Origin of the sequence: Nostoc sp., from assembly GCF_036917675.1 — a bacterium.
Taxonomy (GTDB): domain Bacteria; phylum Cyanobacteriota; class Cyanobacteriia; order Cyanobacteriales; family Nostocaceae; genus Nostoc.
This window is the reverse complement of sequence record NZ_JBALCT010000021.1, coordinates 1-24,560: the sequence shown is the minus strand read 5'-3', so window position 1 is coordinate 24,560 and position 24,560 is coordinate 1. Positions and strand designations below refer to the sequence as shown.

General features: G+C 41.9%; 27 protein-coding genes and 1 pseudogene. 11 read left to right on the top strand and 17 right to left on the bottom strand.

What is annotated here, in order from left to right:
- Positions 1-201: 201 nt before the first annotated feature.
- The gene (locus V7K31_RS08020; protein ID WP_335093674.1) at positions 202-897 is read right to left on the bottom strand and encodes an esterase/lipase family protein; all 696 of its coding nucleotides are present in this window, start codon (positions 895-897) and stop codon (positions 202-204) included.
- Between the two features lie 678 nt (positions 898-1,575).
- On the opposite strand from V7K31_RS08020, the gene V7K31_RS08015 reads away from it, so the two are divergent.
- Entirely contained in the window at positions 1,576-3,033 is a 1,458-nt protein-coding gene (locus V7K31_RS08015; protein ID WP_335093673.1) for a hypothetical protein, read from the top strand.
- 363 nt (positions 3,034-3,396) lie between these two features.
- Here the strand turns inward: V7K31_RS08015 and petJ are convergent, their stop codons facing one another.
- Entirely contained in the window at positions 3,397-3,741 is a 345-nt protein-coding gene (gene petJ, locus V7K31_RS08010; RefSeq protein ID WP_335093671.1) for a cytochrome c6 PetJ, read from the bottom strand.
- Between the two features lie 243 nt (positions 3,742-3,984).
- The gene (petE, locus tag V7K31_RS08005) at positions 3,985-4,404 is read right to left on the bottom strand and encodes a plastocyanin (RefSeq protein ID WP_335093669.1); all 420 of its coding nucleotides are present in this window, start codon (positions 4,402-4,404) and stop codon (positions 3,985-3,987) included.
- Positions 4,405-4,659: 255 nt separating this feature from the next.
- Here petE and V7K31_RS08000 point away from each other — a divergent pair, with 255 nt between their 5' ends.
- Complete coding sequence (locus tag V7K31_RS08000; protein ID WP_335093667.1) at positions 4,660-4,911, top strand: hypothetical protein; 252 nt, start codon at positions 4,660-4,662, stop codon at positions 4,909-4,911.
- Here V7K31_RS08000 and psbV read toward each other — a convergent pair.
- Together psbV and V7K31_RS07990 are read right to left on the bottom strand one after the other, a co-directional pair.
- On the bottom strand, positions 4,880-5,371 hold the full coding sequence (gene psbV / locus V7K31_RS07995) for a photosystem II cytochrome c-550 (RefSeq protein WP_335093665.1): 492 nt from the start codon (positions 5,369-5,371) through the stop codon (positions 4,880-4,882). The two genes, V7K31_RS08000 and psbV, sit on opposite strands and share 32 nt — an antisense overlap.
- 132 nt (positions 5,372-5,503) lie before the next feature.
- Positions 5,504-5,719: a hypothetical protein gene (locus V7K31_RS07990; RefSeq protein ID WP_334827186.1), complete on the bottom strand. Its 216-nt coding sequence runs from the start codon at positions 5,717-5,719 to the stop codon at positions 5,504-5,506.
- 99 nt (positions 5,720-5,818) lie between these two features.
- Here V7K31_RS07990 and V7K31_RS07985 point away from each other — a divergent pair, with 99 nt between their 5' ends.
- Positions 5,819-5,935 carry a histidine kinase gene (locus V7K31_RS07985; protein WP_335093663.1) on the top strand — a complete coding sequence of 39 codons (117 nt, stop codon included), beginning with the start codon at positions 5,819-5,821 and terminating at the stop codon, positions 5,933-5,935.
- Here the strand turns inward: V7K31_RS07985 and V7K31_RS07980 are convergent.
- Positions 5,932-6,768, bottom strand: a complete 837-nt coding sequence (locus tag V7K31_RS07980; protein WP_335093661.1) for a carbohydrate ABC transporter permease — start codon at positions 6,766-6,768, stop codon at positions 5,932-5,934. The genes V7K31_RS07985 and V7K31_RS07980 overlap by 4 nt on opposite strands.
- Positions 6,765-7,673 carry a carbohydrate ABC transporter permease gene (locus V7K31_RS07975; protein ID WP_335093659.1) on the bottom strand — a complete coding sequence of 303 codons (909 nt, stop codon included), beginning with the start codon at positions 7,671-7,673 and terminating at the stop codon, positions 6,765-6,767. The genes V7K31_RS07980 and V7K31_RS07975 overlap by 4 nt, the downstream gene beginning before the upstream one ends.
- A gap of 258 nt (positions 7,674-7,931) precedes the next feature.
- Here V7K31_RS07975 and V7K31_RS07970 point away from each other — a divergent pair, with 258 nt between their 5' ends.
- A complete protein-coding gene (locus V7K31_RS07970) occupies positions 7,932-9,242 on the top strand; it encodes an FAD-dependent oxidoreductase (protein WP_335093657.1) in 1,311 nt (436 codons plus the stop codon).
- A 154-nt stretch (positions 9,243-9,396) separates the two neighbouring features.
- Here V7K31_RS07970 and V7K31_RS07965 read toward each other — a convergent pair whose 3' ends face one another.
- A complete protein-coding gene (locus V7K31_RS07965; RefSeq protein ID WP_335093655.1) occupies positions 9,397-10,266 on the bottom strand; it encodes a proline iminopeptidase-family hydrolase in 870 nt (289 codons plus the stop codon).
- A gap of 56 nt (positions 10,267-10,322) precedes the next feature.
- Here V7K31_RS07965 and V7K31_RS07960 point away from each other — a divergent pair, with 56 nt between their 5' ends.
- Entirely contained in the window at positions 10,323-11,015 is a 693-nt protein-coding gene (locus V7K31_RS07960) for a hypothetical protein (protein WP_335093653.1), read from the top strand.
- Between the two features lie 14 nt (positions 11,016-11,029).
- Here the strand turns inward: V7K31_RS07960 and V7K31_RS07955 are convergent.
- Positions 11,030-11,821: pseudogene (locus V7K31_RS07955) on the bottom strand (IS5 family transposase).
- A 56-nt stretch (positions 11,822-11,877) separates the two neighbouring features.
- On the opposite strand from V7K31_RS07955, the gene V7K31_RS07950 reads away from it, so the two are divergent.
- From V7K31_RS07950 to V7K31_RS07940, 3 genes are read left to right on the top strand one after another with little or no spacing between them, the layout of a single operon-like run.
- Complete coding sequence (locus tag V7K31_RS07950; RefSeq protein WP_335093651.1) at positions 11,878-12,615, top strand: hypothetical protein; 738 nt, start codon at positions 11,878-11,880, stop codon at positions 12,613-12,615.
- Between the two features lie 12 nt (positions 12,616-12,627).
- Positions 12,628-13,035, top strand: a complete 408-nt coding sequence (locus tag V7K31_RS07945; protein WP_335093649.1) for a hypothetical protein — start codon at positions 12,628-12,630, stop codon at positions 13,033-13,035.
- A gap of 11 nt (positions 13,036-13,046) precedes the next feature.
- Complete coding sequence (locus tag V7K31_RS07940; RefSeq protein WP_335093648.1) at positions 13,047-13,400, top strand: hypothetical protein; 354 nt, start codon at positions 13,047-13,049, stop codon at positions 13,398-13,400.
- Between the two features lie 60 nt (positions 13,401-13,460).
- Here the strand turns inward: V7K31_RS07940 and V7K31_RS07935 are convergent, their stop codons facing one another.
- Positions 13,461-14,720, bottom strand: coding sequence for an ABC transporter substrate-binding protein (locus V7K31_RS07935; protein ID WP_335093646.1), 1,260 nt, complete (start codon positions 14,718-14,720; stop codon positions 13,461-13,463).
- 469 nt (positions 14,721-15,189) lie between these two features.
- On the opposite strand from V7K31_RS07935, the gene V7K31_RS07930 reads away from it, so the two are divergent.
- Positions 15,190-15,642, top strand: coding sequence for an SUKH-3 domain-containing protein (locus tag V7K31_RS07930; RefSeq protein WP_335093644.1), 453 nt, complete (start codon positions 15,190-15,192; stop codon positions 15,640-15,642).
- A gap of 207 nt (positions 15,643-15,849) precedes the next feature.
- Positions 15,850-17,271, top strand: coding sequence for an MFS transporter (locus V7K31_RS07925; protein WP_335093642.1), 1,422 nt, complete (start codon positions 15,850-15,852; stop codon positions 17,269-17,271).
- 159 nt (positions 17,272-17,430) lie between these two features.
- On the opposite strand, the gene accD is transcribed toward V7K31_RS07925, so the two are convergent.
- The 4 genes from accD to leuB all read right to left on the bottom strand — a co-directional run bounded on the left by accD (position 17,431) and on the right by leuB (position 21,440).
- Positions 17,431-18,381 (bottom strand): acetyl-CoA carboxylase, carboxyltransferase subunit beta, encoded by a 951-nt coding sequence (accD, locus tag V7K31_RS07920; RefSeq protein ID WP_335093640.1) that lies wholly within the window; start codon positions 18,379-18,381, stop codon positions 17,431-17,433.
- A 662-nt stretch (positions 18,382-19,043) separates the two neighbouring features.
- Positions 19,044-19,868 (bottom strand): prepilin peptidase, encoded by an 825-nt coding sequence (locus V7K31_RS07915; protein ID WP_335093639.1) that lies wholly within the window; start codon positions 19,866-19,868, stop codon positions 19,044-19,046.
- Between the two features lie 132 nt (positions 19,869-20,000).
- The gene (locus tag V7K31_RS07910) at positions 20,001-20,261 is read right to left on the bottom strand and encodes a hypothetical protein (protein ID WP_300415205.1); all 261 of its coding nucleotides are present in this window, start codon (positions 20,259-20,261) and stop codon (positions 20,001-20,003) included.
- Positions 20,262-20,351: 90 nt separating this feature from the next.
- Positions 20,352-21,440, bottom strand: a complete 1,089-nt coding sequence (gene leuB / locus V7K31_RS07905; protein WP_335093637.1) for a 3-isopropylmalate dehydrogenase — start codon at positions 21,438-21,440, stop codon at positions 20,352-20,354.
- A gap of 99 nt (positions 21,441-21,539) precedes the next feature.
- On the opposite strand from leuB, the gene V7K31_RS07900 reads away from it, so the two are divergent.
- Positions 21,540-21,764 (top strand): hypothetical protein, encoded by a 225-nt coding sequence (locus V7K31_RS07900; RefSeq protein ID WP_335093635.1) that lies wholly within the window; start codon positions 21,540-21,542, stop codon positions 21,762-21,764.
- Positions 21,765-22,151: 387 nt separating this feature from the next.
- On the opposite strand, the gene V7K31_RS07895 is transcribed toward V7K31_RS07900, so the two are convergent.
- The 3 genes from V7K31_RS07895 to V7K31_RS07885 all read right to left on the bottom strand — a co-directional run.
- The gene (locus tag V7K31_RS07895) at positions 22,152-22,538 is read right to left on the bottom strand and encodes a DUF2887 domain-containing protein (RefSeq protein WP_335093634.1); all 387 of its coding nucleotides are present in this window, start codon (positions 22,536-22,538) and stop codon (positions 22,152-22,154) included.
- 11 nt (positions 22,539-22,549) lie between these two features.
- Positions 22,550-23,341, bottom strand: a complete 792-nt coding sequence (locus V7K31_RS07890; RefSeq protein ID WP_335093632.1) for an Rpn family recombination-promoting nuclease/putative transposase — start codon at positions 23,339-23,341, stop codon at positions 22,550-22,552.
- Between the two features lie 94 nt (positions 23,342-23,435).
- The coding region (locus tag V7K31_RS07885) for an IS110 family transposase (protein WP_335093630.1) at positions 23,436-24,560 on the bottom strand (1,125 nt) is incomplete at its 5' end.

Here is a 24,560-nt window from a genome sequence, read left to right as displayed (position 1 = left end):
GTAATTAATGCCGGGGTTTTGTCATCAAGGGGTAAGCTTTTGGGCGACGTTTGCGAACCCATGCTTCACTTCTAGCGGGGCGATTGGGGACTGACTTATCAATAATAACTTTCAGCCCGGACATCTAAATTGCACTATCTCTGGAAGATACAGCGATCGCAAAAGGGGCTGAACTTTGGGATAACTAGCGCCAGGTATCAGTTAAATCAAATATTGCACCCAAGCTTTTAAGGGTTCTGCTGAACCATACCAAATGCCAGGACTTCTGGGAGAATGCCTCACTCCTTCAATCACCAGATTTTCTGCCCCTTCTAGGTGAGCAGCTTCGATGGGTGTGATTCCATCTCCCCAAGTGTTACCGTTGCCACAGGTTAATTGATAACTACTGTAAGCTAACCAGCTACCGCGCCGCCTTTGGCCATAGATAGTTTTGCCAGCGACACAAACATAACGAACGTTTTTATAAAAAGCTCCTGGGTAGTTATTGGTGACAAAATCTAGATTGGAGCGTGTCCAGCGTTCTTGACTAATATGGGGTGTACCCAAGGTGATCAGAGTCGCAACTAGGGGATGCGCTTCCCAGATCAATGGTTTGACATCACCGCGTACCAAATAGGGCTTTTCTCCCATGTAGATGCGGGATATCCAACCTCCGGCTGAGTGACCAATCAAATTAACTTGAGTAGCATTATGTTGCTGCAATGTATGCTTGATCGTCAAATCGAGTTGTTGCAGAATCGGTGTTACGGGTCTTCCTCCAATAGTGGGTAGCCAGTCACGTCGTCGCAGTGGTACTGTAATCGTGGGAAAATCTAACTGTTCTAGTGATTGTTCTAGTTGACGGTAAGCGATCGCCGTTTCTAGATATCCAGGCAAAATAACTGTCGGTAACGGCATTTGAGATTTTGGATGTAATGATTGGGGGTTTGAACTTTTTGACGAAGAAGTAGTCAGATTCAGACGCTAGAATTGCGATCGCCCGACTGACTCCTTTTATAAAAACCCAAATAGCTTTGGTGGCGTTTAGGGCGGTAATGTCAATAAGATTGTACAATTTGCAACAGTTTTAAGAGCTGGTAATGTGGTAGTATTTTGACATAGGGCTTAGTCTGGGACAAGCAAGTGTGCCATCTGCCACGGCAGCCTAGTTGACTGCAAAACAGTAGAAAAAACAAGGCAGCTTCAGTAAGTTTTGTGATCTACTCAAACTTGTGTGTTTACTTAAACTTTATAAATATCCCAGATATTAAATTTAATTGTGTGCTTGATTACAATAAAAAATCAAAAGTAGTAATTTTTCAAATATCTTTTTAGTAAGCTCAAAGTTGAATATATGATACAGCGTCATTAATCTGGGTTTTATACCCTGAACGAAAGTTTTCAATCATACTTCTTTCCTCCAGCCAGAACTGCCCTCTGCCTTCTGTTAATAAATGGCAATTTTGGCATTTTGATTGCTAGTATAGGAAGTTATTATTTCCTTAGATGGATGCATCTCTTGCAAAATATTGCAATGTAGTCGGAAAAACAAAATCGCTAGTAAACTGCAACTGAGCCGAGTGAACGATAACAGCTATGTCTTACGTCTCCCTGCTGAAAAATATACCAGAAATCTTAAGCCAGCCAATTGGGATAGCAGCTATAGCTTCTCTTGGCATCCACGGTGCGATCGCGATGATTGTGCCATTGATGCCTATGGATTCTAGCAAGCCCAACCAAACAGCATCATCCAAAACAGTCGGACTTTTGGAATTGAGCCAAGCCGACCAAAACCGTTTGCCGCAAAGCACACCCCAAGTTGGTTTAGAACAATTTCCTCCAGTAGCCTCACTTTCTCCTCCGAATTTTAGCGCCCAAACTGTATTGCCCCCATTGGCACCACCTCCATCCAGTCAGCTAGTATTGCCTCCGCTACCCCCATCATCGAATAGCTATCGGGTTTCTTCCTTGCCTCCAAGGCAGTCTTTGCGGATGATTCCTAGTGATAATTTGCGATTTGACACCTCTAAATTTGACAGTTCTAAATACAATACCAGCGCCAAATTCTCTCCATCAGTTCCTCGTGTGAATGATAGTACCACCAAATACGAGCCACCTAAGCCACTGGCTCTAAATAGGTTGCCAGAATTGCAGTCGCAGAAAATACCTGATGATATTCTGCAAAATGCCCAATCTTCAAACTTATCTGAAACTAACCCCATTCCAACAGCACAGGGAAATAGGAATCTACAGATGACGCAACCGGCTAATGATGCGTCTAGAATTGCTCAAAACCCGCTAATAAATTCTCTAAAAGAAGCTCCAAGGGCTGGGGATAGCTTAACCCTAACTAGGGGAACCACGCTCAATACACCCAGTTTATCTGGGAAAGGAACTGAACTGGCGATTGCACAGCTAGACTCCTACGCAAACCTGAGAAAAGAAGTCCAGCAACAATACCCCAACGCTGAACAAAAACCAGTCATCCGCCAAACATTACCCACAAATAAGCCGAATCTTGAAGGTGCTGTTTTGGGTGTATTAGTGGTAGATCGTGATGGCAAGGTCTTAGATATCAAGTTTCAAAACAAGTTAGTTTCCCCGGAATTGGAATTAAAAGCAAGGCAATACTTCAACAAGCAATCCCCCAAAGGAGATAGACAGATCAGTTCCTATCCATTTAACCTACGTTTCCAAAACAGCATTAGTAACACCACTGGAACTACTCAAGAGCAAAAGCCCTCATTATTATCTACACCGGGAATCAATAACAATCAGCTTACGCCCTCACCAGCTGCTACTTTTAAACCATTACCTGATCTGCGAATCAGAAATAATCAGCCTTTGTCGTCACCGACAGGCACTCTCAAACCATTATCTGAACTGGGAATCAATAACAATCAGCTTACGCCCTCACCAGCTGCTACTACTTCCCAACCGTTATTGCTGCCAAGAGTCAATAATAGTCAGTCTACGCCCTCTGCTGAATCCCAGCAAAAATTAGTAGAACAGTTACGCCAAGTGAAGGAAAACAGACAACAGTCTAATCCATAAAAATAATCACTCTCTGGTGATTTGGGATTAAGAAAGAAGCTAAAAGCCATGAATGATAAGGATTGGGGATTTATCATTCATCTTTAAAATATCGTTTTTAGCAGTTGACGAACTGGCGATCGCTAGTTCGTCATATATACAGCAGATTGCAACAAGCGCCTCTGTACAGATTATTGTAAGGGCATACCAATGAGCATTGCTGTGCCCCTACCGCGTCGTCTATTTACCTTTAAAACCTCGTTTCCAGCCAGAGGCAACTGGGAACGAGATAATCTATAAAAGCTTTTTCTAGACTGGCTTTCACGTTAAGTTGACACCAATGCAAAGATGCCCACCTCACAATAATTAGACGGTATAGCTACCTTACCAGCCTTGTTCTGCATTCTGAAAAACGTAAGCAGCTACCTCTAGAATCTCCTCAGAATTTAACTTGCTTTTAAAGGCAGGCATGGCATTTTTCCCATTTTGCACTTGGTGAATAATCGCCTGGATTGAGTCGCGATCATAATTTTCTAGGTACTTTGACAATGCTTCCTTTTTCAAGGTTTTCTGGCTAATCAGGATGTTACCACCACCGATATGGCAAGAAGCGCAGTTAGCCTCAAAAATTTTAGCCCCGTTGGATGTTTCGGCAGCTAGTGCTGGACTAATGAATGTGAATTTGAATAGAGCGATCGCTAACAGTAGGATTAATAAAAGTATTTTCAAGAAATTTCCTCGCAACAAGCCTCCAGCAAGAGTATAAACGCGATTAATCCCCGATTAAGTCAAATTTGATCAAAATTGGCGGTAATGAGTTCACCCCTCCATCGCCAAAAGTTACTTAGGCTCTTAGGGAAGGATAAGATTCGTTACCGCCATTTATCGATTGTGTGCGTCACTCTAGGAGTGTGGCGTGTTGATCTGAGCTAATTTCACTGAGAAATCATCTTGTATCAAAAGTTGGTGTTTCTAGCCTTGGACAGTGATTGTACCAACCATGCCAGCACCTCGGTGAGGTTCGCAGTAGAAGGTGTAGTCACCAGCAGGTGCGTCTGCGGCGAAGGTAGTTGTTTCCTTTTGACCAGGACTCATCAACAGCTTTTTATGAGACAGAGATTTCGCTAAATCGGCGCTATTAGTGGGGTTTTTAGCAGGATCAAACACAACGTTATGGGGAGGAACTTTGTTGTTCACCCATTCAATTGTATCACCGGCTTTAATTGTCAACTTTTTCGGTTCAAATGCTAGCATTCCTTTATCGCTGCCTAATTTCACCTGGTAAGTTTCAGCCGCAGCGCTGGGAGTAAAAACAGCGAAGCTGCTAACAACTAAAAGGATTGTCAACACAGCTAAACTAAGGCGTCGCCAGCTTGCCGAAATCAATTTCATGGCTCTCTCCTAACAAATGATTTTTTTTCCTTTTCTTATTTTAAATAAAATCAACGCCAAATATGACAATCTGTCATAGATAGATTTTTTTTTTAATAATGGGGAGCAATTTATTGCAAAAAGCTGTGCAATCAATAATAAATACTAGACTGCCATAGCACAAAAAGGCTGTGAATAAAGGTAAACAGTAAAATAAGATATTTTTATTTTTTCTTTAGGAATATCTTGAACTTTTCAAAAATTTTCTGTGCTGCTATGAAAACTGGGGAATGGGGAATGGGGAATGGGGAATGGGGAATGGGGAATGGGGAATGGGGAATGGGGAATGGGGAATGGGGAATGGGGAATGGGGAATGGGGAATGAATTCTTCCCAATGCCCAATGCCCAATGCCCAATGCCCAATGCCCAATGCCCAATGCCCAATGCCCAATGCCCTATTCCCTATTCCCAATGACTCAGTACTAATTCAAGGATTTAGTAATAGATTTTTCCGCCTCCCCACTTAGGTCCAACGATTTTGGGTTGTAAAAGAATATGACCAGCGATCGCCTCCAAGTCATCATCCGTCAGATTTCGCATTGCTGTGAAAATATCTGCGCTTTTGATACTGGGGTGAATTTCGGAAATCTCTTCTTCCCCGTCGTAAGTAGTGGGATTTTTCAGGTAATCCACCAAGCCTTCAACGTTGTTACGGTTGGGTGTTGCCAGTGCCAGGTCGTCTGGAGCCAGTCCGACGTTTTGGTTTGTCTTGGTAACTCCCCCAGCATGACATTGGGCACAAGCGTAATTAAATAAGCGTTTGCCTTCTTTGACTTGTTTAAGGCTGAGTACGGTGGTCTCGCCTTGAGTATTTAATGGCACTGTTCGGGTAGCTTTGTCCAGTTCCACTGCTGTCGCGCTACCGACAATCAACTGAAACGAGAGTAAAACAGTAACCACAACAACGCCAATTAGTCTTCTAAACATGTTTCCCCTTAAAGATTTTAACGCTCAACACAGCTAAAAAAGCGATTCTCAATCTCCAAGCTGCTAATAGCTAATGACTCATTTTCTGTGTCATTAGCTATCAGTGATTAGCCAAAGCTCCGAGATCACCCTTCAGGTGATCTCGTTATCACCCTCCAAGTCGCTAGTACCTTTTGGGCGTGTTTCAGACGATATTTGGGAAATAATTGCCTTTGCATCTTCTAACGCCAAACGGGTCTTTTGGTGTTTGTAGGCGATTCCCAGTTGGTTGCACAGAGAAAACACTTTTTCTACAGGAATGCTGTAGTCGGCTGCTATCTCTGCGATCGATAGGTCTGCAAAACCCATAATGCTTCTTAACTGATAGATAGAGATTGAGTCGCTGTAATACCAATATCACGTTAAGAGTGCAATTTGTTGCCCAAAATACTGTTTAGGGAATGGGGCATGGGACATGGGGACAAGGGGAATAATCCATGCCCAATGCCCAATATCCAATGCCCAATGCCCAATGTCCAATGCCCAATGCCCAATGCCCAATGCCCAATGCCCAATGATTATTAACCTTTTCCTCCGGTAAAAGTGACGCTTTGAATAAAGTAACGATTAAAAAAGGCGTAAATGCCTAAAGCTGGCAAGGTGAAGACCATAGAAGCCGCCATAATGTAGTTCCAATAGCTGATGTATTGCCCTTTGAAGGTGTTTAGCCCCAAAGGGAGGGTAAACATTTCTGGGTCAAATAGGATAACTATAGGCAGTAAAAAATTATTCCAACTCCCCATGAATACAAAAACCGCCTGTGCTGCTAGTGCTGGTTTTGCCAAAGGTAAGACAATATATCGGAAAATCCCAAAGGTATTTAAACCATCGAGTTGAGCTGCTTCTTCTAGTTCTTTAGGAAAATTAACGAAAAACTGCCGCATCATAAAGATAAAAGTGGCATTGACCATGCTAGGCACAATCATGCCTTGATAAGAATTCAGCCAGCCGATCGCTTTTAAAATCAAAAATGTGGGAATTAGGGTGATTTGCGCTGGGACTGCCAGTACTGCCAGGATTAGGAAGAACCAAAAGCGCTTGCCCACAAAGCGCAGTCTCGCCAAAGCATAACCAGCCATTGAATTTAACAACAAGTTTAAAAGCGTGACGCTGACGGCAATCACCAGACTGTTCAACAACCAGCGCCAAAACAGTGGTTCTTGGACAAAGATTTGCTTGTAGTTATCGAGAGTAAAATTCTTGGGGAGAAAGTTGGCTTCACCACTGACAATCTCTGATAGCGGCTTAAATGATGCTGAAAGTGCCCAGAGAAAGGGAATTAGGGTGACGATCGCATAAAGTGTCAGCAAGAGGTATAACAAGACTTTGAGCCAGGATAAGCCAGAGATGTTAGTCAAATCCGTTCGCCTCCAAAAAGTCGCCGTTGAATCAAAGTGATGGCAATGATCACTGCTGCTAACAAAAATGCGATCGCAGCTGCATATCCCATTTGTAAATTCCGAAACACAGCTTGGTAAATTAGCAGCACCACAGTTAAGGTAGCGTTATTTGGCCCGCCAGTACCGCCAGAGAAGATGTAAGACTGGTCAAAAAGTTGAAAAGTTCCAATCACCCCCACTGCTACCACAAAGAAGGTTACAGGCTTCAGCAAGGGCAGAGTAATGTAAATAAATTGCTGCCATCCATTCGCCCCATCGAGTTCCGCCGCCTCATAAAGTGTTTGGGGTATATCCTGCAACGCCGCCAGATAAATCACCATGAAAAACGGCGCGGTTGACCAAATGTTCATGATCATAATGCCTTTGAGCGCAACTGCTGGATCACCCAACCAGTTATAAGTAGGTAGCCCCACAAAAGCGAGAAAATCGTTTAGTAGTCCATCGGTGTTATAAATCCACATGAAGATCAGCGTCAGCACTGTTGAAGAAGTGACTGTGGGTAAAAAGTAGAGGATGCGCCACCAGTTTTTACCGCGAATCCCAGAATTTAGAGTTACCGCCAGAATTAAAGCCAGGATAGTTTGAGTTGGCACAACAATAGCTACATATTCTGCTGTGTTTCTCAAAGCAATCCAAACTCTTTGATCTTCACCTAATCGCGTGAAGTTCCGAAAACCGATGAACTCGTACTCAATACCGCCGAGGAGTTGAACTTTTTGCAGGGAAAGAAAAACGGCGTAGAGAATGGGTAAAACTACAAAAGTCCCCAAGATCAGAATGGTGGGCATCATGAACATATACCCAGCCAAGTCTTCTGTGATATTCCACCTGGGGTTACTCCGCCGCCTGCTGATTTCAAACATTACTGAACCTCCGTTTAATCTCGCACTAACCCGGCTGTAGCGATCGGTAGTGCATGATTATTTATCGTACTTCGTGTTCAGAACTCAAAACTTCGTTTTCAGAACTGGGAATGCCAAGCTTTTTTAACCCCTCCAACCGAGTGGCTCCCAATGAGCAACTGGCGCTCTACTTCTTGTCGCCTAGCGAGTAAGAAATTAGACTTTACAAACATCCTCTAAAAATCTAATATTAAACTACAAAATATTTTATTAACAACAGTGAAGAAAGTTATTATTGTTGGTGCTGGGCCTGCTGGAGTTTTACTGGCACATTATTTATCGCGTCGCGGCACTCAATATAAGATAGAAATCTACGAACGCCGTAGTGACTTACAAAAAGTTTCTTTGGCTAACTCTAGAACTATTCCTTATGGCATCAATGAAAGAGGACTAAGAGCTTTGAGGAAAATAGAGGGGTTAGAAGCAGCAGTTAAAGCGACTTGTGTAGAAAATCATGGCAGCATAATATATCAAAAAAATAAAATATTAGAGAATCGGCCTAAAAGCAAATATTCATTTAACACTGACCGAACTAGTCTATTAATAGCTCTCTTGTCACAATTAACTGAAAAATCCGACAACAAAGTTGAAATCTACTATGATTGCAAATGCACTAGTATTGATTTTGAAAACAAAACTCTGACCTTTGATAAAGTTAAAGAAACAGTACCAGAAAATCAGACAGAAAAGTTTCAGGTTGATTATGACCTATTGATTGGTGCAGACGGAGCGCGTTCAATAGTGAGAACGCATTTTCTCAATACCGAGTTTTTTGAATTTCAGCAAGAGTATGCTTATGCTTGCTACAAAACAGTTTTCCTATTAAGTAACAAAGAAAAAACAAGCAAAAACTTAAAATCAAACTATATTAATATCTGGAGAATAGAAGAAGGTATTACTTTTGCAATAGTGCCTCAACTAAACGATAAGTTTATTGGGCTTTTATTCTTCCCACAAAAGACAAATAAAGTAGTTAATTTATCTACTAAAGAAGAGGTAATGACATTCTTTCAGCAGAATTTGCCAGAGGTTGCGCCACTAATTTCTGAAGAAGAAGCAGAAGCTTTCCTGAAAAGACCGATAGGAACACAATTAAGAACACGCTGCGATCGCTATCATTATGGTGACAGTGTGCTAATTCTTGGAGATGCTGCTCATGCTATTTCTTCGAGTCTTGGTCAAGGTTGTAATAATGCTTTTGAAGACGTGCTAATCTTTGATAGCCTTTTAGATGAGTATTCTGATGAATGGGCTACTGCTATAAAGCAGTTTACTATCCGCCGGCGACCAGACGCATACGCCTTGTGGGAACTCGACACAAATGTTATACCTGCATCTAAAACTTTATTTACTGAATTTATCTTAAGGGAAAGTCTTGCGAAAATGATGAATAAACTATTTCCTCAGTTTTTCATGCCTCCTTTGCGAGAATTATTATCTACTACTACAATTCCCTACTCAAATATTCTTAAGTCCTATCAAGGTTGGATATTAAAAGTCAAAAACTCTAATAAAAAGTTTTTGAATTAAACTAGAATTCGGAAGTCAGAATCAATACTTCGCCAAGCTTAGTAACCATGAATGGGGGATTTAGACCCACCACTCATTGAAGAACACCAAATTTAAAATTTGGTCGGGGATTAAAAAGTTTAAGGAATATGAGACTCAACTTACAATCTTATCTTTACAGGGCTGTTTCGACACGATTCAAAAATTCGCCCAAGACTTGCAGGAATCGTTCTGTCTCTTCCAGATGAGGCATATGTGAACTGTTTTCAAATAGTACCCACTCAGAGCCTGAAATACCTTGGTGGACTGTTTTAACACAAGTGGGCGTAACTTCATCATACCGACCTGAAAGCAGCAGTGTAGGCACGATAATTTCACCTAGACGATCTTCAATATTCCAGTCGATAATTTTGCCAGCACCTCGAAACTCTGTACCAACTTTGCTGTAGGCTCTAGTTAAGCAGCTAGGCCAAGGGTCTATGCGGCAAAGAAAAGAATGATTGAATACTTCCATTGCCTGTTTGTATTCGGGGTCTTGAGTGCTACCATCAGCTTCATGCTTACGAATGATCTGTTGTACTTCGATTGGTAGCTCATTCATGAGGCTATAAGCTTCAGTTACAAATTGTTGAATGCTAGAAGGCGTGCTAGCTAGAACGAGACTAACTAATCCAGTGGGTTGAGAAAGGGCATGTTCGAGTGCTAAACAACCGCCCCATGATTGCCCAAATAGATGAATTTGGTCTAAATCTAAGGCGCTGCGGACGGCGACGAGTTCTTCTTTGAATAAATCAATGGAATACAATTTTGGATCTGTAGGGCGATCGCTATTACCACATCCTAATTGATCATAAAAAATAACTCGCCTTCCGGTTGCGGCGATAGCTTCCAATGGTTCTAAGTAGTCGTGGGGTACTCCTGGTCCTCCGTGAAGACACAGCAGGGGTAGCTTTTTAGAATCTTCTTGGTCTGGTTTAACAATCCGATACCATACCTGATGACCACGAAATGAAATAAAGTCTTCAATGGTAGAAGTATTAGACATGGCGCAAAAATTATTTGACATTATAATAGTCAATTATACGTAGACAAAAATAGCAAATGGGGATCATCCACCCAAGAATAATTGATTACCATGGCATTTCAGCAACCCAAGCACAGCTAGATTTTGCCATAGCATTTCTAGATGAAGATATTCCCCTTTACGTTGACCCTTTTCTTTTATGGAAGTCTCCCTCACAACAAGACCAATCACTTCATACCTCTATAATTAATTCCTTTAATAACCTAAACTTTCTTGTTCAGAAAGGCAAAATAGATCAGGCTCGTGACATCCTCATTCTTGCATCTGAATGCCAAGAGATTGGACTTGGATTGTCAAAAAACCGAAAAGGTATAAAGATTAGCCGCAATAAAGCAGATGAAATTCTCTCTCTATTTCAGAAAATTCCTGAGTATGGAAAATACGGATTTGTTCATTTTGAAGAAATCCAGTTTTATGTAGATGGAATTGCGAAAGATCGGATAAGTGATATTTGTTGTAACTTTATTAAATCATTTTTAATAGACTTTACAATAGAACAATGCGAACAGCTAGGGATACCAATTGATAAAGCTGTTGTTTCTGGACTTTATGACTACCGTAAAAACTCATTTATCCTAGATCAGGAAATTACATTGCCTGTCAATCCTGAAACCAAAGAGCCTTTAATTTTTGTTCCTAAGAGATGGCTAAAATTTTCTCCGTGGATCAACTTTGAAGACTACTTTAAGAGGATGTCTGAGAAGTTTTAGATATGTGATTTTGATCACGCAAGTTGCTTGAGCATTAATCGAATCATGGCAACATAAATAAATGCTTCAGTTGTCTCAGGTAAGATTTCATAATCCTTGCTCAATCGTCGGCACCAGTTGAACCAACCAAAAGTTCGCTCAACTAACCAACGTTTGGGGAGTACAACAAAACCAATAGTTCCTCATGACGGGTAACAACACTTCATTTTCCATCGGTATACATCGATCACCCAATGCTGAAAATCCTTGCCGCGATAGCCGCCATCAACCCAAATTGTGATTAACCGACGAAAGCGATCGCGTACTGCGTCCAGTTTGAAAAGTACTTGTTTTGCGCCTGCTTGTTCGCTGGTACTAGCAGCAGTGATCGCCACAACTACCAGTAAACCCAAAGTGTCTACGAGTATGTGCCGTTTGCGACCCTTAATTTTTTTGCCAGAGTCGTAACCAACTTCTTGGGAAATCATTGTTGCCGTTTCAACGGTTTGGCTATCCATAATTGCTTCTGAGGGTGATGGTTCTCGGTCTTGACTGACACGTACCCACAAACGTAAGCGCTCGTGAATTTCCTGCCATGTTCCATCTTTTCGCCATTGTCGGAAGTAATGGTACACAGTTTTCCACTTAGGAAAATCGTTTGGGAGCATTCGCCACGCACAACCTGCACACAAAATGTACAAGATTGCGTTAACGATCGCTTGCATATCCACACTCCGTTTTCGACCACCAGTTTTCGGCTTAGGAATCAGTCCTGATAGTAGTTCCCATTGTTCTAAAGTCAGATTACTTGGGTACGATGGATTCATAGCTCTCGTAACGCTGTCATACTTAAGTATTTTTTCTACTGACAGGATACCGTTACGTGGGCTTTCTTACTTCTCAGACATCCTCTAAGGATTACTGTCCTCGTGATGAAATTTTTAATCCTGGTGAACCAGAAGAACGCGTTAAGGTTATAAACTTCAATAGAGAGAATTATGGCATTGTTCAAGAATATATCAAGATAAAAGAGCGAACTCAGGACGACTGTAAAAACGATCCGCTCTTTAAACAGATTCCCGTCTTGTCCGCTAAACGAAAATTAGGTGAAATACAAAAGCTACCTACAGGAAAGACGAATGAAGCTGACATTAAATACGAAAATTATATCTGTCAGCTTCTTGCGTCGCTTTTCTATCCAGACCTTGACTTTGCAGCAAAGCAGAGTCGTACAGAATCTGGAAGATTGATTCGAGACCTAATTTTTTACAATAATAGGTCAATTGATTTTCTTCAAGAGATTCATCAAGACTATGGCAATAGGCAGTTTGTTTTTGAGTTAAAGAACGTCAAGACAATCGAGCGTGAACACATTAGCCAACTCAATAGATATCTTGATTCTGGCCTTGGGAAGTTTGGTGTTTTCGTGACCAGAAACCCTCTCACAAAAGCAATGTTCGGCAATACTATTGATTTATGGTCTGGACAAAGGCGATGTATTATTACGCTTACAGATGAGGATATCTCGTTAATGGTTAATATTTTTGAGAGTAAGCAGCGCTCACCAATTGATGTTCTCAAAAAGAAGTATGTGGAATTTCGTCGAGCTTGTCCCTCATGAAAGCAAGAATATATGAACCGTAAAGATGTTGACGAATTTGAAAAACTATCGGTACAACTTCAGAGTATTTATGACGAACTTTCTGTATTGTCTAAGAAATCTCCCAATGATGCCGTAAATAAATTTAAACTCAACTTTATTAATAAATTGCTTAATAACTCAAATGAATTACTTAGTCAAAAGTATCGACCTTTTGAAGACTTTTCAGAGTTTGATACAGATGATATACCACAATACAGTGATGTAGTTTTAATTCTCTCACAATATTTACAATGTTTTGAAAAGCTGCGTGCAGATAATGTAAAGATGCACAGTGTATACTGGCATTGGTTAGTAAATGTTGAAAGAGATGAAACTGGAGATGAATTAGGCAAAGTTTATTATATTAGAACAACTTGCCCAAAACGATTAAGAGAGTAAATGCAATATTTATGAAGACAAAACCTCAAAAGCAGACAAGTAGTGAAAATTTTGAACTGTACGAAATCATAATTCCTCTATTACGTGCTATGCGATCAGAGTTCCAAGAACTGAGCAAGAAGAAGCCAGAAGCTGTGCTCAATAAGAGTAAAATGAAAATTGTTAACCGGCTTCTACAAAGCTGTCGTAAAATACTTGCATCAGAGGCATCGTTTGACTATCTTGATCTAATCGATGAGGATGATGTTCCTCAGAATAGTGATGTAGTACTGATGCTATCTCAATACGTTGCTGCCATGAGTCAGTTTCAATCGACTTATTATGGTTCTGATGGTGAAAAGCATCGTTGGTTTATTGATAAATAAATTGCGCTCTCAAAGTTGATCGCTAGTATTTAAGTATAGTTGGCAGTGGATACCCTTCAGTTACTGCATCGCCCTAATCTGCTGATTAGCTTCATTCTCTGCCTTCAGCATCGCCTGCTTTAATGATTGTTGTCCCAGCAATGCACTAACAAACTGGTTATCAAAGTTATTGACGATCGCAGCTGAATACTGACCTACCTGCCAAGGTGTAGCATAATCCACTCCCGCCACTAATGGCGATCGCAGTGGGTCTTGGTCATAGCCCAAATTCTTTGCTACTGATTTGCGTGTTGGCAAAGCAAACCCTGTTCCTGTCCACTTCTGCATTCCTTCTTTACCCGTGAGATAGGAAATCAACTCCCAGGCTTCGGCTTTGTGTTGTGCTTGCTTGTTCATCACGTAAGCAACGGTAAAGACCATCGTGCCTTTTTTGTCATTAATAGTAGGCAATTGAGCGGTAGCAAACTCTACTTGGGGAAAGGTTTCTGTTAAGTAGGGAATTGCCCAGTTACCCTCAATCACCATTGCCACTTTACTCTGACCAAACATTTCACTACCTGAGTTTGTCCCCACATCAGATTTTTGGGCAGAGGAGCGGTCTTTTTGATACTGGTCTACCACTAACTCTAAACCCTGCAAACTTGCTGCATTGGCAAAGGTAGCAGAACCATTTTGATCAACAAGTTGTCCACCAAAGGCTTTAATTTTGTAAGCCTGACGCGCCAATTCAGGAATCTCTCCAAAGCCGTATCTGTTAATTTTGCCTGTCAATTGCTTCGAGTAGTGACGTAATTCATCCCAAGTAGCTGGCGGATTACTCAAGCCGGCGCTAGCGAAGGCTTTTTTGTTATAAAACAGCGCCAGGGTGGAATAGTCTTTGGGAAGACCATAAATCTGGTTTTGATATTTAAAGCTCTCAAGTAGGGTATCCTCGAAGTCTACTAGATCAAATTTGGGGGTGATATAAGCATCTAACGGTTCCAAGACATTTTGACTCATTAAGAAAGGAGCTTCCAGCGCATCCAGATAAAAGACATCAGGCGCGGCTTCCCCAACTAAACGAGTTTTGATTACATCCATGTATTGGTCAGAGATTACTTCATATTTGACCTTAATAGTTGGATGCTGTGCCTCAAAGTCTTGCAATACCTGTCTCAAGAGTTTTTGCTCAACAGGAGATCCTCCCCAACCACTGAGTTTAATGGTGACTGCGGTAGACGCTAAGGGTTTGCTTGGTAATTGTAGACTTTGACAAGCAATAATAGCGATCGCGATCGCTATTACCAGTCCCAAAAAATTAAATAATCTTTTTCTGCTCACAGATAGATAACCATTGGTAACAAATTAAGAAAAAATCTTGTTAATTAGCTAAACAACTTAATTTATAAAGCATTCTTTAGCCAATACCGCACAACTTCCTTGCCTAGTTGAGGCTTAAGTCAACTCTTTCCTAAATGGCACGGTGATCCAAGTTAGGTGAAGTTTGAATAGTATCCAGCACTAGAAATAGATATTTTCCTTATTTTGCTTATGTCTTTAAAAATACTTCTCAACCACCGTATTCTTACTGGGCTCATTCTCCACTCCTGTCAGACAACCTAGATATAAATTGTACCGATGTTTATCTTTGGTTGTCAGGAGTTAAAACCAGTGTTATTAAAGACAAACAAAAGTATATCTAAATTATTTGTAATGTCGAATAACAATTGATGGTGCGAATGTAACGAGTGATCCTTAAATAGTTAACCAATCAAAGCCATCCTTAATGTAAGAAAAGGAACAGCTACGTATGGCAGTATTTTCAGCAGAAACTAGAGCAGTACTCCAGCAAGCAGGGTGGAGTGAAAACCGCAAAGTAGACACAAGTGAATACGAAAAGTGCTTAAAGTTTGAAGGTTATCCAGTTCATGCGATTGTAGTGGATTTTTTAGCACGTTTTGGGGGTTTACAGGTAATATATCCTCACGCCCGTGTTCCTCAAACCACTGACGAGTTCTGTATTAATCCGATGGTTGCTGCTGCCCATATCTATCTAGAATGGGTGAAGGAAGACTATGATGAGCGCTTAGGTGCGCCGCTTTGCGTCATCGGTGAGGCTTTCGATTATCACATGACTCTAATGATGGATTCAAACGGTAAAGTATACGCAGGCTACGACGACATATTAATTCATGTAGGGGACTCTGGAATTGATGCCATTGAAGCCCTTTGTAGTGGAAGAAATATACCAGAAATACCTTGACACGAAGCCTAGTTTTGGTTAGTGGGAAGCGAGTAATTAATATGCCGGACGCTTTTCTTCTTAAAGAGTGATATTTTACTTATTTGAAATTTTTGTTGAGAATTGCAAGCTAAAATAACGAAAAATTATCAGCAATGTTAATTAAAGTATACTGAGTTCCTCTGCAACCGGATTTATTCCAGGGTATTTCACCCATAAACATAGATTATGGATTCTGTTCAGGTTGAAACAATTGCGCCACTAAGTCTGGAAATTCCCCAGATTAGCTCACCACCAACAGCACTTTCTCTAACCCCTCGAATTCCCAAGGATGCGATTCGCACAAGTTTAAAAGCTTCCACTGCGGATTCTGTTTTAGCATCGGTTTACTCCCTTGGCACTGGCGGGATTTTACTCAGCAATTTCTTGGTGGAATTGGGTGCTAGTCCAGTGGTATTCGGGATGCTGTCCTCTATCCCCATGTTGGTCAATCTTATTCAACCGTTAGGTGCTTACCTGTCTGAACGTAGCACCAGCCGCTTTCAATATTCTCTTCGGACACACGGAATTGGTCGGCTGCTATGGCTGTTTCTAGTAATCGGTATTCTAGGCGTAAGCTTGGGAGTGATTAATACTCATCAGTTAGTGATATTGACACTCTTGATTGTTCTATTCAGCCATCTTTTGGGAGGACTAGGAACTGCATCATGGCTAAGTTGGCTAGCAATGATAGTTCCCCGGCGATTGCGAGGCAGATATTTTGGGATACGCAATAGTGCCGGTAGTCTCACCAATTTGGTTTGCGTACCAATGGCCGGTCTAGCTGTATCACATTGGTATGGGGGAACTCTACAAGGCTATGGGGTAGTTCTGCTGGTAAGCATTGTGTTTGGGATTGTGGGATTGGGATGTCAATATTTCCAGGTGGATATGAATCCCCAATCGGAAAATACTTATTATGGCAAGTTACCTCAAACAAATGAGATTCAATCAGAGGTTGCAAAAGATGAATCTTCTGAAGTCGCTCAATCAATTCATCTACCACAAAACCAATTAGCTAACAGTATCTGGAAAAACTCTAACTTTTTGAGATTTCTGCTGTATTTCAGCTTCTGGAATCTTGCTGTTAACCTCAGCAGTCCTTTTTTTAACCTCTATATGCTGGACACGCTGGATTTAGATGTGAGTTATGTGACTATCTACAACAGCCTTCAGGCGGGGGCGACTTTATTAATGCTTATTCTGTGGGGAAAATTAGCAGACAAAATAGGCAATCGTCCCATTCTCATTTGTATTGGGATTTTGGTTGCAGCTACACCAATGCTATGGCTGGGGATTGATGCTAATCGCCTTGACATCTGGTTGTGGCTACCTCTGTTACACATCTTGGCTGGAGGTACTTGGGCGGCGATTGACTTGTGCAGCAACAATATACAATTGGCGATCGCACCAATTAAAAATCAGTCTATCTATTTTGCGACAGCAGCTGCCGTTGCTGGAGCGAGTGGTGCTTTAGGCGCAACTATAGGCAGCTTTATTATCCAATTTGCTCAGTTTGGAGGCTTGCTGGGGTTGTTCGCCCTCTCTAGTCTATTCCGACTAGTAGCCCTTGTTCCCCTCGTTTTTGTCAAAGAGCCGGGGAGAGGTTAGAGATTGGAAAGTGAGGAGTAGAGATGCGATTAATCGCGTCTCTACAGGAGTGAGGAGTTATAAATTTTACACTCATAACTCCTCACTCATCACTTTTGACTAAGGTTGATACCCCAGCCTTTGTGGGTGGTCTTTTAACTCAGCACTCAGCACTCTTCATTATTCTGCGGCGGTAGAAGTCAAAGACATTGTTTCCCACAACACCATATGAGGTGTTGTTAATACAGGCTGGTGTAGGGCAATCAGCCGGGTTAGGGTGTTTTTTAATAGGGTGCGGGGTACGATATCATCAACAAAACCGTGCTGGAGCAAATCTTCAGCAGTCTGAAAATTATCGGGTAGTTTTTCCCGCAGGGTTTGCTCAATCACTCGCCGGCCGGCAAAACCAATAGTTGCCTTGGGTTCTGCCAAAATGATATCACCCAACATTGCAAAACTTGCGGTAACGCCGCCCGTTGTGGGATTGGTTAAAACGGGAATATATAATAGTCGGGCATCTCTATGGCGCTGGAGGGCTGCGGAGATTTTCGCCATCTGCATTAGAGAGAGCATTCCTTCTTGCATTCTCGCACCACCGGAGGCGCAGACGATAACTACAGGATATCGCCGTTGAGTGGCTTGCTCAATCATCCGGGTGAGTTTTTCACCCACGACCGAACCCATGCTACCACCCATGAAACGGAAATCCATAACCCCAAGGGCAATGGGCAAAGCATTGATTTGACCTAAACCAGTTTTAACCGCGTCTATTAAGCCAATTTTTTCCTGCATTTCCCGCAAGCGATCGCTGTAGAGTTTGCGATCGCGAAATTCTAGGGGATCGGTTGGACGCAAATGCTCGTCGAGAGGTTTCCAGGTATTGTGATCTATCAATTGACGGATGCGCTCATCGCTGTCTACCCGATTGTGATGACCACATTCGACGCAAACCATCTGATTGGCTTTCAGGTCTTTTGTATATGCCAACACGCTACACTTAGAACATTTATGCCATAGACCATCAGCAATTTCACGCTCTTGGCGTTCGAGGCTGGTAGATCCTGATTTTCGTCGATTTGCAAACCAATCAAATAGAGACTTTAAACCGCGTGATTCTTCGTTGTTAGCCATTTTTTATTTTATTTTAAGTGGGTATGAGGTCGAAAACACGTTAAACTACGCTTTTAAGCAATTGGGACCTTAATTTTCATCTTTGGTTGCCAGCTTAACGAAAATACTTATACCAATACAAGTCTCTTGCTCTTTTTTCCAGCAGACTTAATTATGATGTATGATAGCGTTGCGTTAGCTAGGTATGAGTGTCGGCACGAGCGTCGGAATCACGAATTTTTCGGGTATTATAGTTAGTGTCTTGACCATCAATGCCGTAAGCGAAAACCAAGCTCATAGGTATATGTTGCAAGAAAAAGATTTGGGTCTTGGGAACCAGGACTTCTGACAAGAGGAGGGAATGTCAGACCAATAGAACTGCGGAGTCCTAGAGGCTATTGCCGATGAATTGGGAGAGCAACGTCCGTCTATACGACGAGGTAGTTCACGAGGGTAATACAAGTTACAAGTAGAATATTATCAAAATATGAAGGGACGATGGGGTAATGTTGGTTACAGTCACGAATTATAAATATTTCTTATGAAAGGGCTTGGGGCATGGGGGAATTCAATTTTGGATTTTGGATTTTAAGTTTTGGATTAAATTTCAATCTAAAATCTAAAATTCTTGCTCCCCCATTACCCCTTATCCCCAGAGGGAACCCCACCTTCCCCACTCCAGTTCAAGACGCTGGAAAAAATAACCGCAGGTAGCTAGACAAAATGGCTTCGCCGCTAAACAGAGTAATCACAGATCCTAAAGCCAGAAAAGGACCAAAAGGGATCTTTTGTCCTAACCTTTGTCGCGATCGCCGTATAATAAAACCGCTACCAATTAACGCTCCTAGCGCACAAGCAATAAAACTAGCCAGGAGCAAATATTTCCAGCCTAACCAGGCTCCCATCATGGCTGCTAACTTGGCATCACCCGCACCCATTGCAGCTTTACCAAAGGCAATTGAACCCAATAAAGCGATCGCATCAAACAGCCATAAACCCAATACTGCACCAACTATCCCCATCATAAGCTGATTTACCAAGGCTACAGAACTAGCTTCTGGTAAAAAACCAACTACCATTTGAAACAAAATCCCTACCACTAAACCCGACTGAGTAAGTCGATTGGGTAGGGTCATTGTATCTAGGTCGATAAGCGATAGCGCCAATAACCAACTACAAAAAGCCCAATAGCCTATTGTTAAAGTCGAAACTTGAAATACCAAAAAAACCAGCAAAAAAATTATGCCCGTTACCCCTTCTACCACAGGATAACGGACAGAAATTTTGCTTTTACAATATCGACACCGCCCTCTTAACGAAATCCAGCCGAATACTGGTACATTGTCGTAAGCTTTTAGCTGGTTTAAGCATTTAGGACAACGAGAAGGCGGCCAAAGAATTGACAACCCAGCAGGTAGCCGATAAACAATAACGTTGATAAAACTGCCAATAGATGCACCCAAAGCAAAGACCATTACACTCGCCGGAACGGCGAACAAAATGTCCATACAGTCATTTGTCCTTTGTCATTTGTCCATACAGTCATTTGTCGTTTATCTTTATGTCCTTTGTCGAGAGTTAATCAATATTTACTCTTGACTAATGACTAATGACCAATGACTAATGACAATGACTAATGACTAATACATATGAGATTCAATTTGACTCAAGGGCACAAAACATTCTTGAGGTAAGAGAACTGGTTGGTTAGTAAAAATAACCTTACCTCGATGATTGATGCGATTAATTGCTACACCGGAAGGTTGCCCAGCTATTTCAGGATGTACTTCACAGTGGGTGTAGTATATCTGTCCAGCAGCTCTGATTACGGCGGGATCAATCAAAGGCGGCTGGTTTTTTGGGGCGGTAAAATTTGCTTGTCCTTGTCGTAATGCGTACACTATCGACTGTTATTTGATTGCTAGATTTCCCTCTAGTCTACCCGAAACTTATCGCAAAGGTTGCCAAATTGCCTAAGTTGCATTATTTAATTATTTTCTTTCAATAGCTCTAATCAGTGCATCGCCCATAGCGCGGCAACCTAAAAGATTTTTTCCTGGAGAAATTATATCCCCTGTGCGATCGCCTTGTTCTAAAACTTGCAATACGGCTTGTTCAATATGGTCTGCTGCCTTTGGCTGGTTTAAACCGTAGCGTAACATCATCGCCGCACTCAAAACCTGTGCTAGAGGATTTGCTTTATCAAGTCCGGCAATATCTGGGGCTGAACCATGAACTGGTTCAAACACACCAGGACCAGAAGCGCCCAAACTAGCTGAGGGTAACATTCCAATACTACCTGTGAGCATGGCAGCAGCATCAGAGAGAATATCACCAAACAAATTGCCTGTAACTATGGTGTCGAACTGCTTGGGAGCGCGTACCAACTGCATAGCAGCATTATCTACATATAAATGAGAGAGTTCGATATCTGGATATTCTTGTGAAAGTTGGGTGATGCGATCGCGCCACAACTGAGATACTTCTAATACGTTCGCCTTATCCACCGAACAAAGTTTTCCGCCACGTTTTCTAGCCGCCTCAAAAGCCACCCGCCCAATACGTTCAATTTCTGACTCTGTGTAAACCATTGTATTTACACCGCGTTTTTCACCAGTTTCGGTAGCAAAAATCCCTTTAGGTTTACCGAAGTAAATCCCGCCAGTAAGTTCACGCACTACCATAATATCCACGCCTTCCACAACTTCACGTTTCAAAGTCGAGGCGTCGATTAGCTGGGGCAAAATTTTCGCTGGACGTAAATTGGCAAATAATCCCAATCCTGCACGTAGCCCCAACAAACCTGCTTCTGGGCGTAAATTAGATGGCAGGGAATCCCACTTATAACCACCAATCGCAGCGAGTAATACAGCATCACTGTTACGGCAGGTATCTAGAGTAACAGATGGTAGGGGTTCACCTGTAGCGTCAATTGCTGCACCACCGATGAGGGCTTCTTGGAATTCAAATTGAATATCAAATTGCTTTCCTACGACTTTTAGCACATCTACCGCCACTGCCATAATTTCAGGGCCAATGCCATCGCCGGGGAGTAGAGTAATCCGGTAGTTCTGTGTCATAGCTGGTTATTACTAGGTAAATGCTTGCAGATTAAATATCATACCCAGCAAAATGTACCGATGGAGTTTTTAATTTATTTAGGGTAATGGAGGTGACAGATGATAGACGTGAGTAAACTTTCTCAGGCTGAGATTAGGCGACTGGGAATAGAAGCCCTGACTAAGGCTCTTGGTCCTGCTGGAATGGCGCGATTTATGCAGCAATTTGAGATGGGTAGTGGAGATTACACGCGAGATAGGGATCAAATATTAAGAGATATCACTCTTGAGGAAATCTTCGTCAGTATTGAGGAGGGACGACAACAGCAGGATACATATGAATAAGTTGACTCAGACGCGAGAACAGCACAAGCAAGGCGAGAAGTAGAAAAAAAACTGTTATGTAGTAACGTGATTCTATTTTGATTTGGTAGTCACGCACCACCAAAAGTTTTGAGAAATTTAAGATGAAGCGAAGTTTAAGCCTTGGCACACTCTATTCTTTTAGGATTTTGGTTGTACAGCTTGCCTAACAACTTGTTCGTCCAAACCTAAAGCTTGAGTTATCTGCTCAATACTTAAACCCAACGCTAATAACGGAGGTATCGCTTCTAACTTACCTTCTTATTTACCTTTTGCAAAAACATCTTGGTAAAATCTAGTTTACTTTAATTCATTTGCTCCAAACATTTTTCCTATCTCCTCCTGGGTCAATCGCTGGTAAAATCTAGTTTACTTTAATTCATTTGCTCCAAACATTTTTCCTATCTCCTCCTGGGTCAATCGCAGCAACTTGTAGATTAATATCGTTTCTATCAATTGTATAATTTCTCTAATAGTAGCGACATCTGGAATTTGCTGTCGAAGACTATTGACTATTTCTAGAGCTTTTGTTGTCGCAGTTGATTCCGGTTCGATGATCAGTTTAACTGTCTCTATGCCGATTGATGATGTCTCAATTGAGCTTAATTCGTCAAGATAGACGCGAGTCACGCGTTGTGAGTTGAGTAATTCTGTATATCTTTCGGTATCTCCAGTATCAACGCTGCGGTTGGGGAAAATGATAACACCACGCCAATTGTTGGTTAATTCGGTTTTGTCTAGTTTGAGCCTTGGCACACTGTATTGTTTTAGGATTTTAGTTGTACAGCTTGCCTAACAACTTGTTCGTCCAAACCTAACGCTTGAGCTATCTGCTCAATACTTAAACCCAACGCTAATAACTGGGGTATCGTTTCTAACTTACCTTCTTGTTTACCTTCTTGTTTACCTTCTGCAAAAACGTCTTGGTAAAATCTAGTTTGCTTTAACTCATTTGCTCCAAACATTTTTCCTATCTCCTCCTGGCTCAATCGCGGCAACTTGTAGATTAATATCGTCTCTATCAATTGTATAATTTCCGTAATAGTAGCGACATCTACAATTTGCTGTCGGGCACTGTTGACTATTTCTAGAGCTTTTATTGTTGCAGTTGATTCCGGTTCGATGATCAGTTTAACTGTCTCTATGCCGATTGATGATGTCTCAATTGAGCTTAATTCGTCAAGATAGACGCGAGTCACGCGTTGTGAGTTGAGTAATTCTGTATATCTTTCGGTATCTCCAGTATCAACACTGCGGTTGGGGAAGATGACAACACCACGCCAATTGTTGGTTAATTCGGTTTTGTCTAGATAGTTAAAGATTTCGGTGAATAAACGTGAGTAAAATTTTTTGTCGGGTTGAAATTGGACTTCGGCAAAATAGATGGGTAACTGTGGTGCATTGGGAAGGAATACACCATCGATTCTAAAGGCCAGTTGTTTGACTTCGACTGAAGAAAATTGATAAGCATTAGCTAGTTGCGGCGGTTGGTTAATCAGTTCAAAGAAAGTGCTGGGGATACTTTGGAAGATGCGATAAAAGATACTGTCTGTTTTCACTTTAGCTAGTTAACCTAGACTATAAAGCTTGCTAACCTAGACTATAAAGCTTGCTAACCTAGACTATAAAGCTTGCTAAAGTGTGAATCAGTGGTCATTGGCTACACGATTTCTTCAATTCCTTGAACAGCAATCTACAACCGTAGGCGGCTGTTTGGGAGATAACCAAATTACCAAATCCCTTTTTGACTTGGTTTTGTTTCACCCCAGGGGCGATATCCTCCGCGGCCATCGAGGACGCTAAACTTAACTGCATGGTTTGGAGTGTGAGGTTAAGGGTTGCCTCCAACTGTGGTTGTAGATCCTTTGACACCATCGGAATTAGATTTTGGATTAGCGATCGCTGAAATTCTTTGAGGGCTTGTTGCTGAAGTCGAGCGACGGCTTTTTTCTTCCATAGCTCTGGATTGTCCTGGAATTGGGCTTTTCTGGAGTCATAGAAGTTACCTAATTTCTCGCCAATTTCGTTTTTTGGTCGGGCGTGGGCTGGGGCAATCATGTCAAAAATCCACAAGTACAATTGACTTCGACATAACCCCGAACCGGCTCCGGTGTTCATCGTTTCTTTGTCACCACTGGAATTTTCATCTTTGGCCATACCCAGCCGCCGCTTAAACCGACCCAAAGACTCAAACTTGGTAATGGGGTAAATTTGGCTAATGAACAATGCTTGGGGTCTAGCACCAATACCAAACTTTTGAAAAACTTGGGTGTAAGCTGCAAACTGCGGTTTCTCCAACATCAAGAGAATTTCCGTGTTAATTTCATTCTCCCAGTCTTGCAAATCACACAATAGGTTAGATAGGTGACGGGTAAAAGCAGAAATTTCAACCCCGTAAGCTTTGGCGATTGAGCGGTTGTAAAGTCGCTCATAGTAATTGTTATTTCTGGTTAGGTTACGTTCGCGGGCTGCCAGCCATGCCCAGAGAGGTAACATCCCATCTGAGGAGCTAGGTTGACTTCGCGATAGCGCAGCTTCGGGAAATTCTCTGGCTAATTGCTGCCGGGCGCGGTTGATGATCGGGGACTTGATGCGGTTGACCGACTGCAATTGCAGCCAAGATTGACGCATTTGGGCAATCACCCCAGGCTCGAACTGAAGAAAAAAATCATCATCTCCCCAGTGGGCAATCGCGTAAGCTGCAAGTGCCAGGGCATCGGCTTGGTCATTTTTATCGGGCAATTTATTTTGCTTGCGATAATGAACTGCCTCTTGATG